The sequence below is a fragment of the Peribacillus sp. NJ11 genome (genome assembly GCF_030348405.1).
Taxonomy (GTDB): Bacteria; Bacillota; Bacilli; order Bacillales; family DSM-1321; genus Peribacillus.
Map to the genome: position 1 here is coordinate 4,127,702 of NZ_JAUCFO010000001.1, position 16,939 is coordinate 4,144,640.

Consider the following 16,939-nt stretch of genomic DNA (forward strand, 5'->3'; position numbering starts at 1 on the left):
AAAAAATAAGCACTCTATTACAGGGTGCTTACCCTATAGTTCCACCGTTTGAAATGATACCACCGCCATAAATATTCTCATTCTTAGTTCCAACTACAGTGTTATTGCCGTACTTATGAATAATCGAACGTGCACAAGATATCCCATTTGTATTTCCTGTACCAGTGCAATTAGATTCAATGGTAATTTGAGAGCTAAAATTGGCAATGATTCCATGTACACTATTTGATACAGTACACCCTGATACAGCACCTTTGCTTGCTGAATAGCTAATTCCAGCCATTCCCGCTGTTTTATTATCCTTTGTTGCTACACAATTATTAGTATTTATATAAGAACAACGATTGTAATAGAATCCATCTTTTGTAGTTGTTGTTGCTTCCATGCCACTAACATTCAAATATGCATCTACATTAACCGCATAAAATGAATTGATCTTTACATTGGTTGGGATATTTTGATTACCTACAAGTTTAATATCTGAACCCTTCTTATTTCTAAGAACTAAATCTTCTGCGTATGTACCATTATCTATCCATACGGTAATTTCCCCACCTGACGTTAATTGAGGAATCGTGTCTAATGCTTTCTGAATGGTCTTAAAAGGTGTAGCAACAGAAAGTCCGGTGTTGGTATCACTCCCAATTGCTTTATTGACGTAATAATATATATCTACAGGCTCATCAATATTAATCCTTTTCTTAAATTTATCTTGAAAGGTTAATAGTTGTTGTATGTTATTTGCATTATCCTCAATGTCTGATTCCATTGCTTCGGTATGTTGAAATAATGAATTATACGTTATTCCATTTTTCGCTGTTCTCGCAGCAAGGACTTCTGGATTGCCACCCCCATTTGGGTTTACTAAAATAGTGGTCAAACGTTTATTTGTTACATAATTTTTGTCATCTAACTTTTTCAATTCATTGCCTACACCCTTAAAATTTTCGTTTAAAGTATCTCTATATTCTCTGTTGAATTGTAATTGATCCAATTCTTTAGGATTAAAAACCATAATTATTTCCCCTTTCTTTTAATCATCTGTTCTGTTCCATTTAAAAGTACATTTCCAATCGTAATGACTGGAGTTTTAACGCTTGTTGGATAATCCGTTATTTCCACAACTCTTGTATAGATTTCAATCCCTAATTTCTCATGAATAAGCCACCCAGCATCTCCTAGTCCAATATCCTGACCAACATCATTTACTAAAGTGTGATAATCAAATTGTGTGGAAATTAGAGGGGTATCTTTTAATTCATCTATAATGTAATTCAGTAGACTTGTATTATCTGTAAATCTGTCATCGTATATTGGATCTGCATGTAAAATTCCGTATTCGGGTATAGAGCTGTTTGGGCTTAAATAATCAACACTCGCATAATACTTTTCACTACCAACTCTGCTTCGATATAATTGCAATACTTTTCCTGTAGATTGAAAAAAGACAGGTGATGTACTTCCTGTTGTATATGTGTTTTTCCCATCCCTGCTTTCAAGCCTAACGTCAACTGTATGAGATTTACTTTCCAAACCTCTAATGATTTCAAAAGTCTTTACTTTATTTGATGCTCCATCATATAAAGAAACAGTTTTGGTGTGGTCGCCATCAATTGTAAATACAACCTTTCCACCCATGAACGTACAGATCATATCCATGCTAAAACCTGTGCCTGTAAACTTGAATTGAAAACTATCACCTAGTACATCTGTTTTCTTACCCATTCCAACTCCTGTATTTTTTGCATCCCATTCCGCTTTTTCTTCTACTGTAGGGTTATCCCATTTTCCATCAAAGTCATCAACAGTAAGTGTAGTTTTAACACCAGTTGAAATATCGGTTTCTTCTCTTTTTTTACCGTAACCTTTTACATAAGTTCTCAAAGTATTGAGTTCATACTCTTGGTCTGTTCCTGTAATATTGTGTTTATACCTAAATTGAAAGTCATTCTCTTTCCAAGTAGAAGCTGAGAGTAATAATAATACTGCTCTTATCGCTACAACTCGAGGAAGGAATACAACAGCTTTGATTGTCAATTAATGGGGTACTGGAAACATTATCATCGGCAGAGATAACAGAAACGCTGAGGTCTTTCGTGTCCTTAATAATGGTGACGTTCAGGTACGTGGGATTACAATCACCAGTGATAAGAATGCTAAGGAGAATTTCTCGAATGTCAACACGCTCCAGGTTCTTGACAAATTAGTAAGCATGCCAATCCAGTCTTGGAACTACAAAGAGGACCTGTCCAGTTTGCGTCACATTGGCCCGACTGCTCAAGATTTCAAAGCCACCTTCGGACTAAATGGGGATGATGATATAAACATCTCAAGCACCGATTTGCACGGTGTAGCCTTGGCTGCGATTCAAGGGTTAAATGAGAAAGTTGAAAAACTCAAGGATGAAAATGCTCAGTTACATATGAATTTAGTTAACCTAGAGGCACGTCTATCAGCTCTTGAGTCTATAGGTCAAACCGAATGAAGCAGCAAACGAAAGGACCAAAAACTGGTCCTTTTTCTTTTGATTAAATATATAGGATAATAACGTTGTCCACAAATCCCTTACTAACAGGGGGTATATAGGTCGGCACAGTTAAAAAACAGTAGTAAGCCAATCTTTATGTATAACAACCCTTTAGCTGTCTTTTTCTAAAGGGTTGTTTATAGTCATTAATTTTTCTACCACGACCTACGAATTGCATTGTAAGTCATCCAACCTTCTGCAATTCATCAAATCTTTACATGATTAATATATTCTATTTGGTTTTCTATTATATAATTCTATTATAATTTAATAATTCATCATATGGAGGGTACAATCATGGAAATAAATGAAAGACAACCATTTGAGTCTATTTTATCTCCTCGTCAACTTACTGAGCTAAAAATCTTATCTGCTAAAACAAACATAGCTATCCATGAATTATTAGCAATGTCATCAGTAGTCTCTCTAATAGAGAAACTGGACAATACTACCAAACTGAATGATGAGCTTAATAATAAAGAAATGATATTAATAAATAAAGTTTTTATTAATAAGAATAAAGAAGTATTAACTAAAATACAAAAAAGCACTGACCATTTAGGTTAAGTGCTTTTTCAATTTATAAGTTTCTTTACACTAATTAGGCGTGCGATATAAAAATCATTTGAATTTTTTATTTGCATCGATTGGGAACATATCTTCATATCCATTCTCTGATCTTCAGCTAACGCACCCTATAGTTTAAGTAGAAACCTTCACATTCTCTTTTGTGTATCATAAAAAAGGATGGAACCAATGCGATCCCATCCTAAAAATCTTTATTGTTTGTTTTTCTTTTCCTCTTGTTGTTTATGCTTCTCTTCCTTTTGTTTGTGTTTCTTTTCCTCTTGTTGTTTATGCTTATCTTCCTTTTGTTTGTATTTATTTTCCTCTTGTTGTTTATGTTTCTCTTCCTCTTGTTTATGTTTTTTATCCTCTTTATTTCCATCAATATCAAATGGTTTATCTTTATTATTTTTTGTAACTGGTGGAGCTTCTTCAGGATTTGCACCTTTAATGAACAGTTCATTATTCACCTGGTATACATCACTAGGCTGCTGGAAGCTACTTTGGTCTGTTCCAAACGCTTCCAGCATGACCTTAAACATTTGGTGCGAGATTTTAGTTGTATTTCCATCCATATAATTACCTGGACCATTTTTAGTATATCCAGTCCAAACCGCCATAGTGTATTGCGGTGTATAACCAGCGAACCAACTATCATTTACCGAACCGGATGGATATCCATATTGTACTCTGGTTTTACTGTCAAAATTGGTTGTGCCAGTTTTTCCAGCCACATCTAGTCCAAGGACATTTGCTGTTTTTCCTGTACCAGATTTTACGACTGTCCGTAACATATCCGTCACCAAATAAGCTGTGTAATCATGCATAACGCGTTTTGGCTTTGGAGTTAAATTAACAACTTTGCCACCAGGATAGACAACTTTACGAACAAAATGTGGTGTATTGTATTCACCGTTATTTCCAAAAGCACTATATGCCCCTGCCAACTCTAATGGATTAACCGTATTACTTCCAATCGCATATGATTCGTACACCTTATTATTATTAAAAGTAATACCCAGATTTTCTGCAAAGTTTTGTGCTTTATCCATCCCTACTTCTTGAAGGGTAAGGAGTGCTGGAATATTGTATGACCATTGAAGTGCTGTTCTAATCGACAACATTCCGTGATATTGATGATCCCAGTTAGAAATAGATTGACCATTTGAGTAGGTTATCTCATGATCATTAATTTGGTGTGCTGTAGACCATTTTGAATTTTCAATAGCTGGACCATAATCAAAGACTGGCTTGAAAGTAGATCCTGGTTGACGTTTAATATCAACCGCAAAGTTGTTGCCTCGGAAGGAAGCTTTATATTGGTTTCGACCGCTTCCAATAGCTCGAACTTCTCCTGTTTTTGTATCTAAAAATACGAAGGCTCCTTGAAAATTGTCATTTGGATAAGAAATAATCGTATCGGTGTTCATTATTTTGTCCGCAAAGGTCTGAGCTTTTGGATCTAGCGTCGTATAAATAGATAATCCATCCGAACTGATATCTACATTTTTCAGCTTTCTTTCAACTTCTTTTACAACAGCGTCCAAAAACGCCTCGTACGGCATTCCTTGTTGTTTCTTTTTTGGAACAATTCCTGATGTAACTGGAACCTTCTTTGCATCCTCCAATTGCTTTTTCGTAATATACCCTTGTTTATACATAGCTTCTAAAACAATATTACGACGATTTGTTGCAGCTTTCACATGTTCGGGTTCAGTGGGATCGTAATAACTTGGACTCTGTGGGAGCCCCGCCAACATAGCGGCCTCCGGAAGTGTTAATTTATTTAGATGATCGGCATCGATTCCGTAGTAATTTTTGGCGGCAGCTGCTACACCATATGCCCCGTCTCCAAGGTAGATCTTATTTAAATACATCATTAAGATTTGATGTTTAGAATACTTTTGCTCAAGCTGATAGGCCAAGCTCCATTCCTGTACCTTTCGCTTTATTGTTTTCTGAGGTGACAAAAAGGAGTTTTTAATGACCTGCTGTGTAATCGTACTTCCGCCTTGAGATCCGAAATCCCCTTTTAGGTTCTTGAAGATTGCTCTCGCAGTTCCTTTTATATCAATGCCATTGTGTTCATAAAAATGTGCATCCTCCGTGGCAATGAAAGCATGTTCCAACATTATTGGAACTTGAGAATACTTAATTTTTGTCCGCTTTTCTTTACCATATTCGTAAAGGAAATTCCCGTTTTTATCGTATAATTTGGTAGAAAGCGGATCGACTAGTTTTGAAGCATCTATTTTAGGTGCATCATTAATCATTGCTGCAACCGTAACTGCCCCTATTCCAATTGAAACAACACCTAACAGTAAACACCAAAGTAAAACTTTTTTCAAGAAAGACCTTCTTTTAGGGGATCTTTTACCTTTTTTTTGATCTTGTTTTGTTTTTTCCACTTGTTTTCGTTCCTGACGAGAACGATACGTTTCTGACATTAATCTTCTCTCCCATATTCAAGTTACTCAACAAAATTGAAGAAAACTATGCAAATAACCTTTTATTTACTCACTAGTCATTAATGATTAGTATGGTATTTAAAACAATGCATTTCATTCAAAACCTGTATATAACGTATTAAGGAAGAATTTATCCTATACTCTCCTTGGTCGGTTTTCGCAATAAAGTAATTACTTCGTACTATCTTATCTAATACATCTTTTAGAACGTCTTCCTTCTTTACATCTGGCCCTTTTATTATTTTTTCTCGTTTAATATCATTATCCAAGGTATAACAAACAATAAATTTCTTCAAATTAAATCCCCCTTTCGAGAACAACTTCTGATTGTCTTAAGTAGGGAAACACGTCTACTTATTTGAAGCGAATAGTCTTAAAATTTATATACTGAATAAGAATGCAATTATCGACCAGCTTTGTCTTTCAAAGACGTTATTCATGAAGCAAATACCCATGTTGATAAAATGATGGATAGCATTCCTACTATTTTTGAAAAATACCTTTGTGTACCATCTATAAATATTTCATGAATACCATAGATACAGCCTAAAAAGATATATATCAAAGCGTGTATAGAAAATTTCATTTTTTTAAGTCCATTAATATTAATTCGGATTGAACCTTAGTATTATGGGGGCAAAATATTTAATCCTCGATTCCCCCCTCTATATAAAGACCAAATCTGCACTTTAGTCAATAAAAAAGCCACCAATTATGGCAGCTGGATCTTCGACTTTTGTTCCCGTTTAAGCACATTCTCTTTTTCTATATATTATGTTCGTTTTACGTAATAACCTGGATAACTTACCTATATAGACCATAGTGACAATAATGTTATTTAATTTTAAAACCTTAAACAAGCATAACCCCGTACTAAATTAGGACGGGGTTAAAATGTAAGACGCTTCTATGCACTTAAAAATATAACAATAAAGTCGTTTAAATGTAAGGGTTCTACCCTAATCGCGCCCGTTTGCTGAAGATCGTTAATAAAGGAAAGCACCCGTTAGAGTTTAAGTGAACTAATTTACAAGGTTACATTTCTATTTGAGAATGACAACTATGTTATTTAATTTTATACCTTAAACATGTATAACCCCGTCCTAAAATTAGGACAGGGTTAACATAAAGTTGTTTAATTTTTGATAAAAAAACACTTCACCGAACTTAAATATTACCAAAAAAGGCGTTTAGAAACTAGGTTATTTCGTCATAAAGTTACTTTCTGCAATATCTGAATAAGGTTTCCACATGTATCGTCGAAGACAGCTATTGTTAATTCGCCCATTTTTGTCGGTTCCATGGTAAACTTCACGCCTTTTTCGCTTAATCGTTTGTACTCTACGTGAATATCTGCAACGCCAAACATGGTTACTGGGATGCCTTCAGCAAATAACTTCTCTTGATACTCCTTTGCGGCAGGATGCTCATTCGGTTCGAGTAAAAGCTCGGTACCGTCATGATCATCGGGAGAAACAAGCGTAATCCACCTAAATTTCCCCATGGGAACGTCATGCTTTTTTACAAATCCCAGCTTTTCTGAATAAAATTCCAATGCCTTGTCTTGATCTTGAACGAAGATACTGGTAACAATGATTTTCATACTGTTTTTGTCTCCTTTGATATTTGCGATGTATGGTACTATGCTAACAATCTGGCTCCAAGCAGAAAAACCCATACATTCGTCAGAAGTTTTTTTAATAAAATTACTCTATCCATCCTTTCAGCAAATTTTCAAGTGGTTCGTTGTTGAATATAAGTACTCGATATTTTCCCTTGCGTTTTGATTTTACGAGCCCAGCATCTTCCAATGCAGAAAGATGTTTAGCTATCGCCTGTCGCGAAATGGAAAGGTCGTGCTTCATAATGAGACGTACCGTAAGTTCATACAACGTCAGCTCGTTGCGTTCGGATAGTTCGTCTAATATAAGCCGCCTAGTCGAATCGCCAAGCGCTTTGAATATAGCGTCTTTGTCCCAATTCATATATCGAGTATAAGCAACTCTACGGTTGCTTGTCAAGAATAAGCAACTGTATGGTTGCATGATAAAGGAACCGTATCATGCTATCTTAACAAGTTAAAGTCACATAATAGTAGTTTGAACCATTATAGAAATTTAAACTGTATTCTAACAAAAAAGTGCATTAATCCTCCTTGGATTAACACACTAGTTAAACAGCAATTACAATGTTTCGATATACCCTTCTGTTCCATGCACGCGAATTCGTTGCCCGTCTCTTATCAGTTTGGTAGCATTCTCCACCCCAACAATTGCTGGTAAGCCATATTCACGTGCGATAACTGCTCCATGGGTCATCAGTCCACCAACTTCGGTGACTAGGCCTTTTATGGAAACAAATAATGGTGTCCAGCTAGGGTCAGTAAAGGAGGTGACTAATATATCTCCATCTTCTAAATCAGCATCTTCCATGTTTAAGATGACACGTGCTCGTCCCTCTATAACTCCGGAAGAAACAGGTAGACCTACAATAGCTTCGGCTGGGAGATTTTCTCGTTTGTACTCACCTACAATGATTTCACCATCAGACGTGATAACACGTGGGGGAGTGAGTTTTTCATATAATTTGTACTCGTCTTTTCGTTTGCTGATGATCTGGTAATCCAGTTTATTTGTGCGTACTTCGCGAAGTTCTTCAAAAGTGAGATAGTATATATCTTCTTTTTCATGAATAACGTTGGCTTGTACGAGTTGTTCGGCTTCTTTCAGTAAAGCCTGCTTATAAACGAAGTAGCGATTAACCATGCCGTATTTTGGATATTCCCGATAACCGATGAAATTCCGGATTAGATCGATCATTCGTTTTGTTTCTTTGGTTTTTTGTTCACCATCCGGTAATTGCTTCAATCGATCTAATAACTCTTGTTCTTTTTTCAAAGCTTCCTGCCGCCCTTGCTCAACTTTCCGATTGCTAGCATTAGGCTCAAAGTTTTTGATATTACTAAGAATCATGGAGACAAGTGTAGTTGGTTTTTCGCTCCAACGAGTTTTAGTAATATCGATTTCTCCAGTACATCGCATTCCGTATTTGTTGAGATAAGCATAGATAGCGTCTTGGGTTTCCTGTCCGCCATTAAACTTAACAAGTTCATCCAAAAAGTTATCATTTTTAACATGTTTTAAATAATCAATTACTTCTGGATAAGGGCGAATCACATCTGCGACATCCAATAGCGCCAGGCCCATTTCCGAAGTAATATTGTTTGGTACAGATTGAGAAAGCGTATCTGCTACGTTTTTTTCACCTAACCACATGTTCATTTTTTCATTGATCCATGATGAAGCATCCATAGCAGCCATAATCACACCCAAACTTTGTGGGTCAAATAAAATCTTCTTTAATTGCTGGATATCTTCTTGAATAAAATCAAATAAATCTGATCCTGATTTCGTTTGGATGTTTTGTTTTAACTCTTCTATCGATGTTTGACTACTCTTAATCAAATCAGAAACGATTGTCGGATCGTTTTCGATTTGTGCTTGAAAACCCGCAGACGACATACCTTTATTGCCTTTACTGGGACTCAGTTCTTTTTTATCATTTGGTAACGATTTAATAAAATCTCCTCGCTCTACTATGGTCATGAGTGCGTCCTTTATGAGCGGATCGGATTGTCCCAAGGTATCTATTATCGTTTTTCTGCTGACAGGCGAAGCCAGATTATGCGTGACATCAACAAATAACCTTCCACCAGCTTTAAACCGGGGTCCAAAAGAGGTTAACTGGAATAAAGACATTCCCAATGGTTTCATGGGGTCGGTCATCATTTGTTGATGACCGACAGATACATAAACGTGATTTTCTTGATCATTCGCTTCAGGGATCGGGTATAAAGTAGTGATTGGCCGACTCTGGACAATATAAAATGTATCATCAACCAAACACCATTCGATATCTTGTGGGTAACCAAAATAAGCTTCGATCTGTCTTCCTGTGCGTGCTAGTTGTAAAATTTGTTGTTCAGTAAGTGTTTGAGTCTTTTGCTGATCAGGGTCGATCTGTTGTGTCTCTGTTCCGCCTTCTTTTAGTCCATAGATAGCCAATTTTTTGGTTGCTATCATCTTATCGACGATTTCCTCTTCCTGTACTTTATAACAATCGGCAGATACCAAGCCAGAGACCAGTGCTTCTCCAAGTCCAAAACTGGCATCGATTGATAGCAGCTTTCGGTTAGAAGTAATCGGATCAGCGGTAAATAAAATCCCTGAAGCCTGTGGGAAAACCATCCTTTGAACGATAACGGATAAATAAACTTGACTGTGATCAAATCCATTTTGCATACGGTAGATTACCGCGCGATCCGTAAATAGGGAAGCCCAACATTTGCTGATATGCTGCAAGATTGCTTCTTTTCCGATGATATTTAAATAGGTATCTTGTTGACCAGCAAAAGAGGCATGTGGTAAATCTTCAGCAGTCGCACTAGAACGCACTGCATAGGCATGTTCATCGCCAAACTGGGAGAGATAATGAGCAACTGCTTTCACAACATCGGAGGGAATTTCTATTTCCATAATGATTTGTCGAATCTTCCTGCTGATTTCACCAATTTGACCTCGATCCTCTACTTTTAGCAGTGTTAGTTGATCCAACAATGCTTGAAACGTTTCGTTTTGTTCGATGGCTTTTTGATATCCCACTGTTGTAACACAAAAACCTTCTGGTACTTGTATTCCTTGAATTTTTGATAATTCCCCTAATTTTAACCCTTTTCCGCCAACGAGCAAAAGCTGTGTTTTTTCCATTTCCTGAAAACCGAGAACCAAAGAACTCATTTATACATCTCTCCTAACCATTACATTTCTTTTGGTTTCTTTGATATATTTATCCCTCTCAACAAATCTCATTAAAGTTCTTTTGTATTTTAGCAGTAGCAAACGAGAATAAATAGTCTATATTTACCATTTTTCATATGCTATAATTAACTTAGAAAGAGTTAGAGTTCAATTTTCAAAAAATAGCTAGATCTTATCATACAGTAACCTGATAACCCGGTTCATCCCCTCGAAAGCAGCTCATATACCTTTTAGCCCACAATATATATGCCATCTAATCTGGTTTTTTTCCCAAAATACCTTGTATTAATATAAGATATCAATCTCTTATTAAACTAACCTACAATGTTAGTTCAACAAGAATGATTGATTTAACAACATTTAAAAACAACAACATTTTGGAATTCGTTTGACAAGTCGTTCAGAATAGTCCCGGATGACGGAAAAAGAGGTTTAGTTTTTTTACACTTTATGGAAACCCCTTCATTGATTGTCTTTAAAAATTCTTGTTCCCACTTCCAATTTTAAGTTTTATTAATAAGCTCTATATATTGTAAATCTCCATAGCCTACTGTTGGGAACAGAGCAAATAACCTATTAATTAATTCTGATGTTGCTAAATCTTTATTTTTGGAAATATACTTTACTACTGCATTATCTTCTTTTAGCATATCCAAATATATGTCTATTGCCTGATACATGACCGGAAGTAGTTCATTTGATGGTTTATTATGATTGACCAATACTTCCTCGTATACAGAATAATAATGACCTAATTTAAGTTCAGCTTGATTAACTTTAAATTCATCCTCTCTGAAGCAATTTAAGAACACTTTGCCTTCATATCCGGACTGTTCAAGATAGGAAAGTATGGTAAGTAGGTTCATTTGACAAAACATGTCTTCACCAAACCATAAAACGATACATTTATACTCTTTATTAAAAAGATTGTCTAATGGAACAATGACCTTTTTGATATAATTCTCTACCGACTCATGATGTCCAGAAGCTCGTGTGTTTATAAATTCTTTATCAAAAACTTGTTTAGTAGTCGCGTTTACACACATCGCTTCATTAAATGGAGCGTAATCAGAATCTCCCATTAGTCTGTTATCTTTAAACTCCTCATACATAACTTGACCATTCAATATGTTGAGTACGTCTTTGTCAAACAATTCACTCTTCTCATTTTGTAACTGTTCAACCTCAATTTTTCTAGAAACGTTCATTCTACACCATTCCCCGCCTTTATTAATCGTGAGCTTAACAAGGGACTGGACAGGCAACTTGTTAAGTTGATATTCTCTAGGATTGATACCAAAAACAGTTTTAAAGGCTCTGCTATATGCTTCTTGCGAAGAATAATCGCAATCAAAGGCTACGTCAATTATCTTCCTGTTATTTGCTAAATCTTCCGTGGATAAATACAATCTTCTAAGAAGAATATAGCGCCTAATACTTATACCTGTTACTTGGTGAAATTTAAACGAACAATAATAAGGGGACTACCCCATATAATTAGATAGTTCATCTAATGAAAATTGATTTTTTAAATTGTCTTCAATCCAATCAATCATAAGCTGTATCTGTTCATTCATTTATCTCACTCCTTAATAAAATTATATGAGGTATCAATTCCTTTTATTTGATATTTCTTGTGATATATAAAATTAAACCTACACAAAAATCCCGAAATATTGTTTAAAATTATCTAACTTTATATTAAAGCTACATTAAAAGCCGACACTATTAAAGTATAGTGTCGGCTTTTCATTTACATAATCTACCTTACAAATTGGAAAACGATCGCATGATTGGCTTAAGGTTATTAATTATCAATATACCGATGCAGTAATAACCGGATAAAGCCAGCCGGTGGAGTTTGTGACTCCTGCAGCCAGGAAACAATTCTATAGCCAGTATCAGGATTTAATTGTTGGTGAAATTCATTTATATTGATCCGAAGATTAGGTACAAGGTAAGGTTCAGAAATTATACAACGGCGGGGCTATTGCGTATTCCGTCCATATTGTTGGATTGAAAATGAATTTTTTCAGAAAAGTAGGTGATTTTATAAAAAAAACAACCCGCTCGTAAAAGTGTACTTTTACGAACGGTAAATCTGTTCTTTTGATATCTGATTTGAAGCAGCGGGAACTTTTCGTGTCTTATAATTTATCATATCTGAAGAGTAAACCCTGATACTTACCATTCCTCCTTGCGTTGTAGCTCGGATTAGGATAGGTTGATTGTACTTGTTTTTAAAACTAAAATCAGGACCATACCAACTTACTGTAGCATCGCGGCCAGATGGAACATACGGAACGCTCCTAGTATGGGAATAGCGTTGAATAGTTTGCAACCCTGCATTGTCGATAGCATTAAACAGGGTGGATGACACCTGACATATCCCTCCACCAATCCCTTCAGAAAACTCTCCTTTAACGATAACTCGAGCAAGCATATATCCTTTATTTACTGATCTCTTGCCAACGGCTTGATTAAAAGAAAACACCTCTCCTGGAAACACGACATAATTATTAATGGCTTCTGTAGCAAGCGAGATATTATTTGTACGATTTTTGTTGTTCACATTAAAATAAGTTCTATATTCACCTATCTTTTTTTCACGAATCTCCGCAAGTATTTCGCTATCAACTTTTGGATGAATAGCAAGCAAAGGTACTTCTAGTTTATAGGTTCTATTACTGTACAAAAAGGAATAAAATTGCTCTTTAAATGCTTGATGGTATAGCTTGTAACCCACCCGCCCAGGAAGAATATTACCTTGTTTGTCTATTGTGGCATTTACAGGTTTTTGGTAAACTTGTCGGTCTATTTTTTCGACAAATTGATTGTATTTATCCACGTCCATGATAGGAACATCTAGGAAGGGCATAGTAATATCAGCATGGTTGACACTAGCAATCGTTTGTCCTTGGTGGGTTACCGCTATGCTTTCAGAAATATTCACTGGTTGAACGAATAGTAACAGTCCGGCAATCCATGATAATCGCATAGAATTCACCCCCATATTGGATTGGAATTTATTTTTACAAATCTTATTTTAAGTCTTCATAGATCGCATCTTGATCAATGAACCAACGATCAGTCAAACTCTCCCTTCGGATCATAAAATGCATAACCTTTTTTTCTTTACCTTCTCTCTTCTTATAAATAGCTACTTGAACGGGTACATCCACGAGAAATAGCCCATTTAGTTGTTCAGGAGGTTGTCTTAAAGGGTCAACTACTCCAAAATATGTAATATCTTTAACAAGTTTATTGGCTCGATTAGGATGACTCGGATTTGATAAGGTCATTGCTAATAATTTCTGATTTCCTTGATTTATGGCAATGGTAAAAATACGTATAAGTTCATAGGGACTTACCGTTTGTATATAATCATCAAGCTTACCAGCCGCTTTCAATACCATTAATTTATGAGAAAGGTCTTCGTTTTTCAAACGATGCGTAATGCTTCCAGAGAAATGAACACAGAAATGACCTGAAAAACCATTTTGAAGAGCACCAGCACCATGTGGCATTCCGTGCATTGATGCAGCAATCATTTGATTATTGATTAATACAATAATGGCTCTTCTATTCCAACTCCATTTATTATTATAAATTTTCTTCATGATTTGAGTATCTTCTTTGGTTAGTGGCTGTACGTCGGCATGATGGCTACCTGCTCTTCGTTGTACCTTAAATGATAAACCAGTTTCAATATCAATAATGGTGAAATTTGTTTTATTAGGAATAATGTTGTTTACAATCTCCCAAGGTAACATCTCAATTTTAAAGCTAATGGGTACTTCTTCATCTTCCCATTCAATTGCATAGACCGAGTGATCGACCATTAAGACAATTATAAAAATAGCGATAAATACCTGATAAATTTTTTTGTTTTTCATTTGGTTTCTCCTGTACTTTTTCTTATTATTTCAGGACATGATCAGTTGAATACCTTCAAATATTTGGGAATTCTTCAAATTAAACTCCTCCCTGTTAATTTATGTTCTAAAACACTGGGTTTGGGGGAATCAGCTATAAAGGCATAAAATGGCTCAATCAAAAAGTTCATTTTGAAAGTGGAATGCATTGATATTTCTCGGGGTAAATTTAACCTCTATCTCTCTTTGTTAAACTGTTTCTATAAGCTAGTACATCTTAATTTAAGTGTTTAACCTCACATTTGAAAAAAAGAAACCGACTACATCTGTTCTAACCAGGGAGCAAAAAGTTAAATGGTCAAATTTCATTACTCTTAATCATAAGGAATAAAGAGAACATTTATAGGGGGTGGTCTTTATGAGAACAAGTATTTTTAACCTTCCAAGCACCTTCGGCTATCCAAACAGCACTCGCTTTACAAACCACATTGGATACCCCCTCCTTGGCTACAAAGCAGACTAGGACATGCAAGATTTGTGAAAACTTTGTCATTTCGACGCGTGATTTTGTTATATAAATAGATGGTTTCGGTGATTATTGCGCGCTATACTAAACGTTATTCAGAACATATAGACTGAAATGGGGGGGAACGACGTTGCTTAATCTGCTAGCAGCACGGTCATGCAAACGATTTACTTCCTTGTTGCAGCAATAGCTACATAAAAAACATAAATTTGACCAAGGGGAATCGGTAATGAAACCATCAGTAAGAATTTGTATGTTAATGATTGCTATGATTTTGGCGGTTAGTGGCTTCACACCCAAAAATAGCTAACGCCGAATCAAGTGAAAAAATTCAAAAGATCGATAAGTTTGTTGAAAAGCAAAGAAGCATTAGTAAAATTCCAGGGTTATCGTTAGTTATTGTAGAAAAGAGGAAAACGGTATATCAAAAAGGCTTCGGGTACGCTGATGTAAAGGCGAAAACACCTGTGACCTCTAATACATTATTTGAAATCGGATCGACAACGAAAGCATTTACAGGTCTAGCCATTCTGCAATTGGAAAAGGAAGGGCTGTTAAAACGCTCAGATGATGTCCGGAAGTATATCCCATGGTTAGAGTTAAAATATAATGGAGAGCCGCAGACGATTACTTTGAATCAGCTTCTTCATCATACCAGCGGGATAGCTACTAATTCTATAACTCAAATTCCTGAAAGTAATGCGATAACGCCCTTGAGTTGAATGTAAGAACATTGCTGAATCAGCAATTAGATTGGAAGCCAGGCAGCTCATTTGAATACGCAACACTCAATTACGAGGTATTAGGACTCGTTATCGAGAACGTAACGAAGCAGCCCTATGATGTATATATGAAAAAGCAGATATTAGAGCCGATTGGTATGAAAGACTCGCTCGTTGGGCTGCATCAAGTTCAGTCCACTGATATAGCTTCTGGTTATAAAATAGGATTTATGCAAGAGCAGTCTTACACGCCGCCCATTTATCGGGGGAACATACCAGCTGGATATCTTATCAGCAATACGAATGACATAGCAAAATGGATGAAATTACAATTAGGAAACGATTCAAGCAATGCGATAGACAAGCAGCTCATTCAAGAATCGCATATCCCTGATCAGTCAGTTGAGCCTTTCGATAAGGACACCTACTATGCCAGCGGATGGGGAGTTATGAAAAAAAACGAGAAACAATATATTCTTCATGCTGGAGAGAACCCAACATTTAGCTCGTATTTCATCATGCAGCCCGATGAACAATTAGGGGTAGCAATTCTGTCCAATATGAATACGAGCTTTACGACAGCCATAGGTCAAGGTGTGATGGATTTATGGGAGGGAAACGATGTTACTAATAATCATTCAGATAGATATCAAAAGTTGGATAGATTCGTGACCATCCTCTGTATTGTAGTCGGCTGTTTTGGTTTATTTTTCATCCTACTATCGATAAGAGTAATGAGGAAGCTTGTTAGAAAACAACGCATTAGGACATCATTAAACGTAAAGAGAATCTTACTATTATCCATCCATACGCTGATTGTAGCTGCAATTTTGACACTCGTAATCATGTTCCCGAAAATTTTATTTGGATATCCATGGACATTTATAAAAGTGTGGGCCCCAACTACGATTACGGTGTTATTTTATAGTGTCATAGCGACAAGCATCATTTATTATTTGTTTGGGTTATTACTTATTTTTACCAAAAATGAAATTGAATTAAAGAAGAAACAAATCTCGATAAAACAATTTTAACAATATGTTGATCGATATGTATCAAAAATGGGATTCCCGATTTAAGAACGATTTTCCATTAAAGAGCGTGATTGTTGAACAATGAACAGTCGCTATATACTAGGCGGATCCGAATAGTTCTATAAATGATGATGTAAATAATTAAGAAACCCAGCTAATCTTCTCATGTGAAGGTAGCTGGGTTTTTAAATTGGGTGTGCAAAATAACCCTTAAAATATACGTAAATTATCGGTGAAAGTGACAATTATCAAAGCCTTATTAACGGGAAGTATGTATTAATGATAGAATCCGATACAATAGAATTCGATAAAGGTGTATCACCGATTGAGTTTCATAGGCCGGATGATTTGATGGAGATTGTGGAGCGGATTAGTAGGAAGGTATGAGAGATTTAGAGGGTTA

General features: G+C 35.9%; 14 protein-coding genes and 1 pseudogene. 5 read left to right on the forward strand and 10 right to left on the reverse strand.

Annotated features, from left to right (window positions below; all coding sequences use genetic code 11):
- Positions 1-28: 28 nt before the first annotated feature.
- Positions 29-1,015, reverse strand: a complete 987-nt coding sequence (locus QUF86_RS20270) for a hypothetical protein (RefSeq protein ID WP_289335413.1) — start codon at positions 1,013-1,015, stop codon at positions 29-31.
- Between the two features lie 2 nt (positions 1,016-1,017).
- A complete protein-coding gene (locus tag QUF86_RS20275) occupies positions 1,018-2,037 on the reverse strand; it encodes a phage tail protein (RefSeq protein WP_289335414.1) in 1,020 nt (339 codons plus the stop codon).
- 100 nt (positions 2,038-2,137) lie between these two features.
- Here QUF86_RS20275 and QUF86_RS20280 point away from each other — a divergent pair, with 100 nt between their 5' ends.
- Positions 2,138-2,485, forward strand: a complete 348-nt coding sequence (locus QUF86_RS20280; protein ID WP_289336264.1) for a tail fiber domain-containing protein — start codon at positions 2,138-2,140, stop codon at positions 2,483-2,485.
- A gap of 339 nt (positions 2,486-2,824) precedes the next feature.
- Positions 2,825-3,094: a hypothetical protein gene (locus QUF86_RS20285; protein ID WP_289316516.1), complete on the forward strand. Its 270-nt coding sequence runs from the start codon at positions 2,825-2,827 to the stop codon at positions 3,092-3,094.
- A gap of 212 nt (positions 3,095-3,306) precedes the next feature.
- Here the strand turns inward: QUF86_RS20285 and QUF86_RS20290 are convergent, their stop codons facing one another.
- The 8 genes and pseudogenes from QUF86_RS20290 to QUF86_RS20325 form a co-directional block, all read right to left on the reverse strand.
- Complete coding sequence (locus QUF86_RS20290) at positions 3,307-5,541, reverse strand: transglycosylase domain-containing protein (RefSeq protein WP_289335416.1); 2,235 nt, start codon at positions 5,539-5,541, stop codon at positions 3,307-3,309.
- Between the two features lie 80 nt (positions 5,542-5,621).
- Positions 5,622-5,858: a hypothetical protein gene (locus QUF86_RS20295; RefSeq protein WP_289335417.1), complete on the reverse strand. Its 237-nt coding sequence runs from the start codon at positions 5,856-5,858 to the stop codon at positions 5,622-5,624.
- 914 nt (positions 5,859-6,772) lie between these two features.
- The gene (locus QUF86_RS20300; RefSeq protein ID WP_289335419.1) at positions 6,773-7,165 is read right to left on the reverse strand and encodes a VOC family protein; all 393 of its coding nucleotides are present in this window, start codon (positions 7,163-7,165) and stop codon (positions 6,773-6,775) included.
- A gap of 103 nt (positions 7,166-7,268) precedes the next feature.
- Positions 7,269-7,547, reverse strand: coding sequence for an ArsR/SmtB family transcription factor (locus tag QUF86_RS20305; protein ID WP_289318386.1), 279 nt, complete (start codon positions 7,545-7,547; stop codon positions 7,269-7,271).
- Positions 7,548-7,745: 198 nt separating this feature from the next.
- A complete protein-coding gene (ppsA, locus tag QUF86_RS20310; protein WP_289335420.1) occupies positions 7,746-10,358 on the reverse strand; it encodes a phosphoenolpyruvate synthase in 2,613 nt (870 codons plus the stop codon).
- Positions 10,359-10,882: 524 nt separating this feature from the next.
- Positions 10,883-11,956: pseudogene (locus QUF86_RS20315) on the reverse strand (helix-turn-helix domain-containing protein).
- A 509-nt stretch (positions 11,957-12,465) separates the two neighbouring features.
- A complete protein-coding gene (locus QUF86_RS20320) occupies positions 12,466-13,377 on the reverse strand; it encodes a VanW family protein (RefSeq protein WP_289335421.1) in 912 nt (303 codons plus the stop codon).
- 43 nt (positions 13,378-13,420) lie between these two features.
- Positions 13,421-14,275, reverse strand: a complete 855-nt coding sequence (locus QUF86_RS20325; protein WP_289335422.1) for a hypothetical protein — start codon at positions 14,273-14,275, stop codon at positions 13,421-13,423.
- A gap of 789 nt (positions 14,276-15,064) precedes the next feature.
- Here QUF86_RS20325 and QUF86_RS20330 point away from each other — a divergent pair.
- From QUF86_RS20330 to QUF86_RS20340, 3 genes are all read left to right on the forward strand, one after another.
- Positions 15,065-15,502: a serine hydrolase domain-containing protein gene (locus tag QUF86_RS20330; protein ID WP_289335423.1), complete on the forward strand. Its 438-nt coding sequence runs from the start codon at positions 15,065-15,067 to the stop codon at positions 15,500-15,502.
- A gap of 11 nt (positions 15,503-15,513) precedes the next feature.
- Positions 15,514-16,536, forward strand: a complete 1,023-nt coding sequence (locus QUF86_RS20335; protein WP_289335424.1) for a serine hydrolase domain-containing protein — start codon at positions 15,514-15,516, stop codon at positions 16,534-16,536.
- 258 nt (positions 16,537-16,794) lie between these two features.
- Positions 16,795-16,923: a DUF3898 domain-containing protein gene (locus QUF86_RS20340; protein WP_289336265.1), complete on the forward strand. Its 129-nt coding sequence runs from the start codon at positions 16,795-16,797 to the stop codon at positions 16,921-16,923.
- Positions 16,924-16,939: the final 16 nt, after the last annotated feature.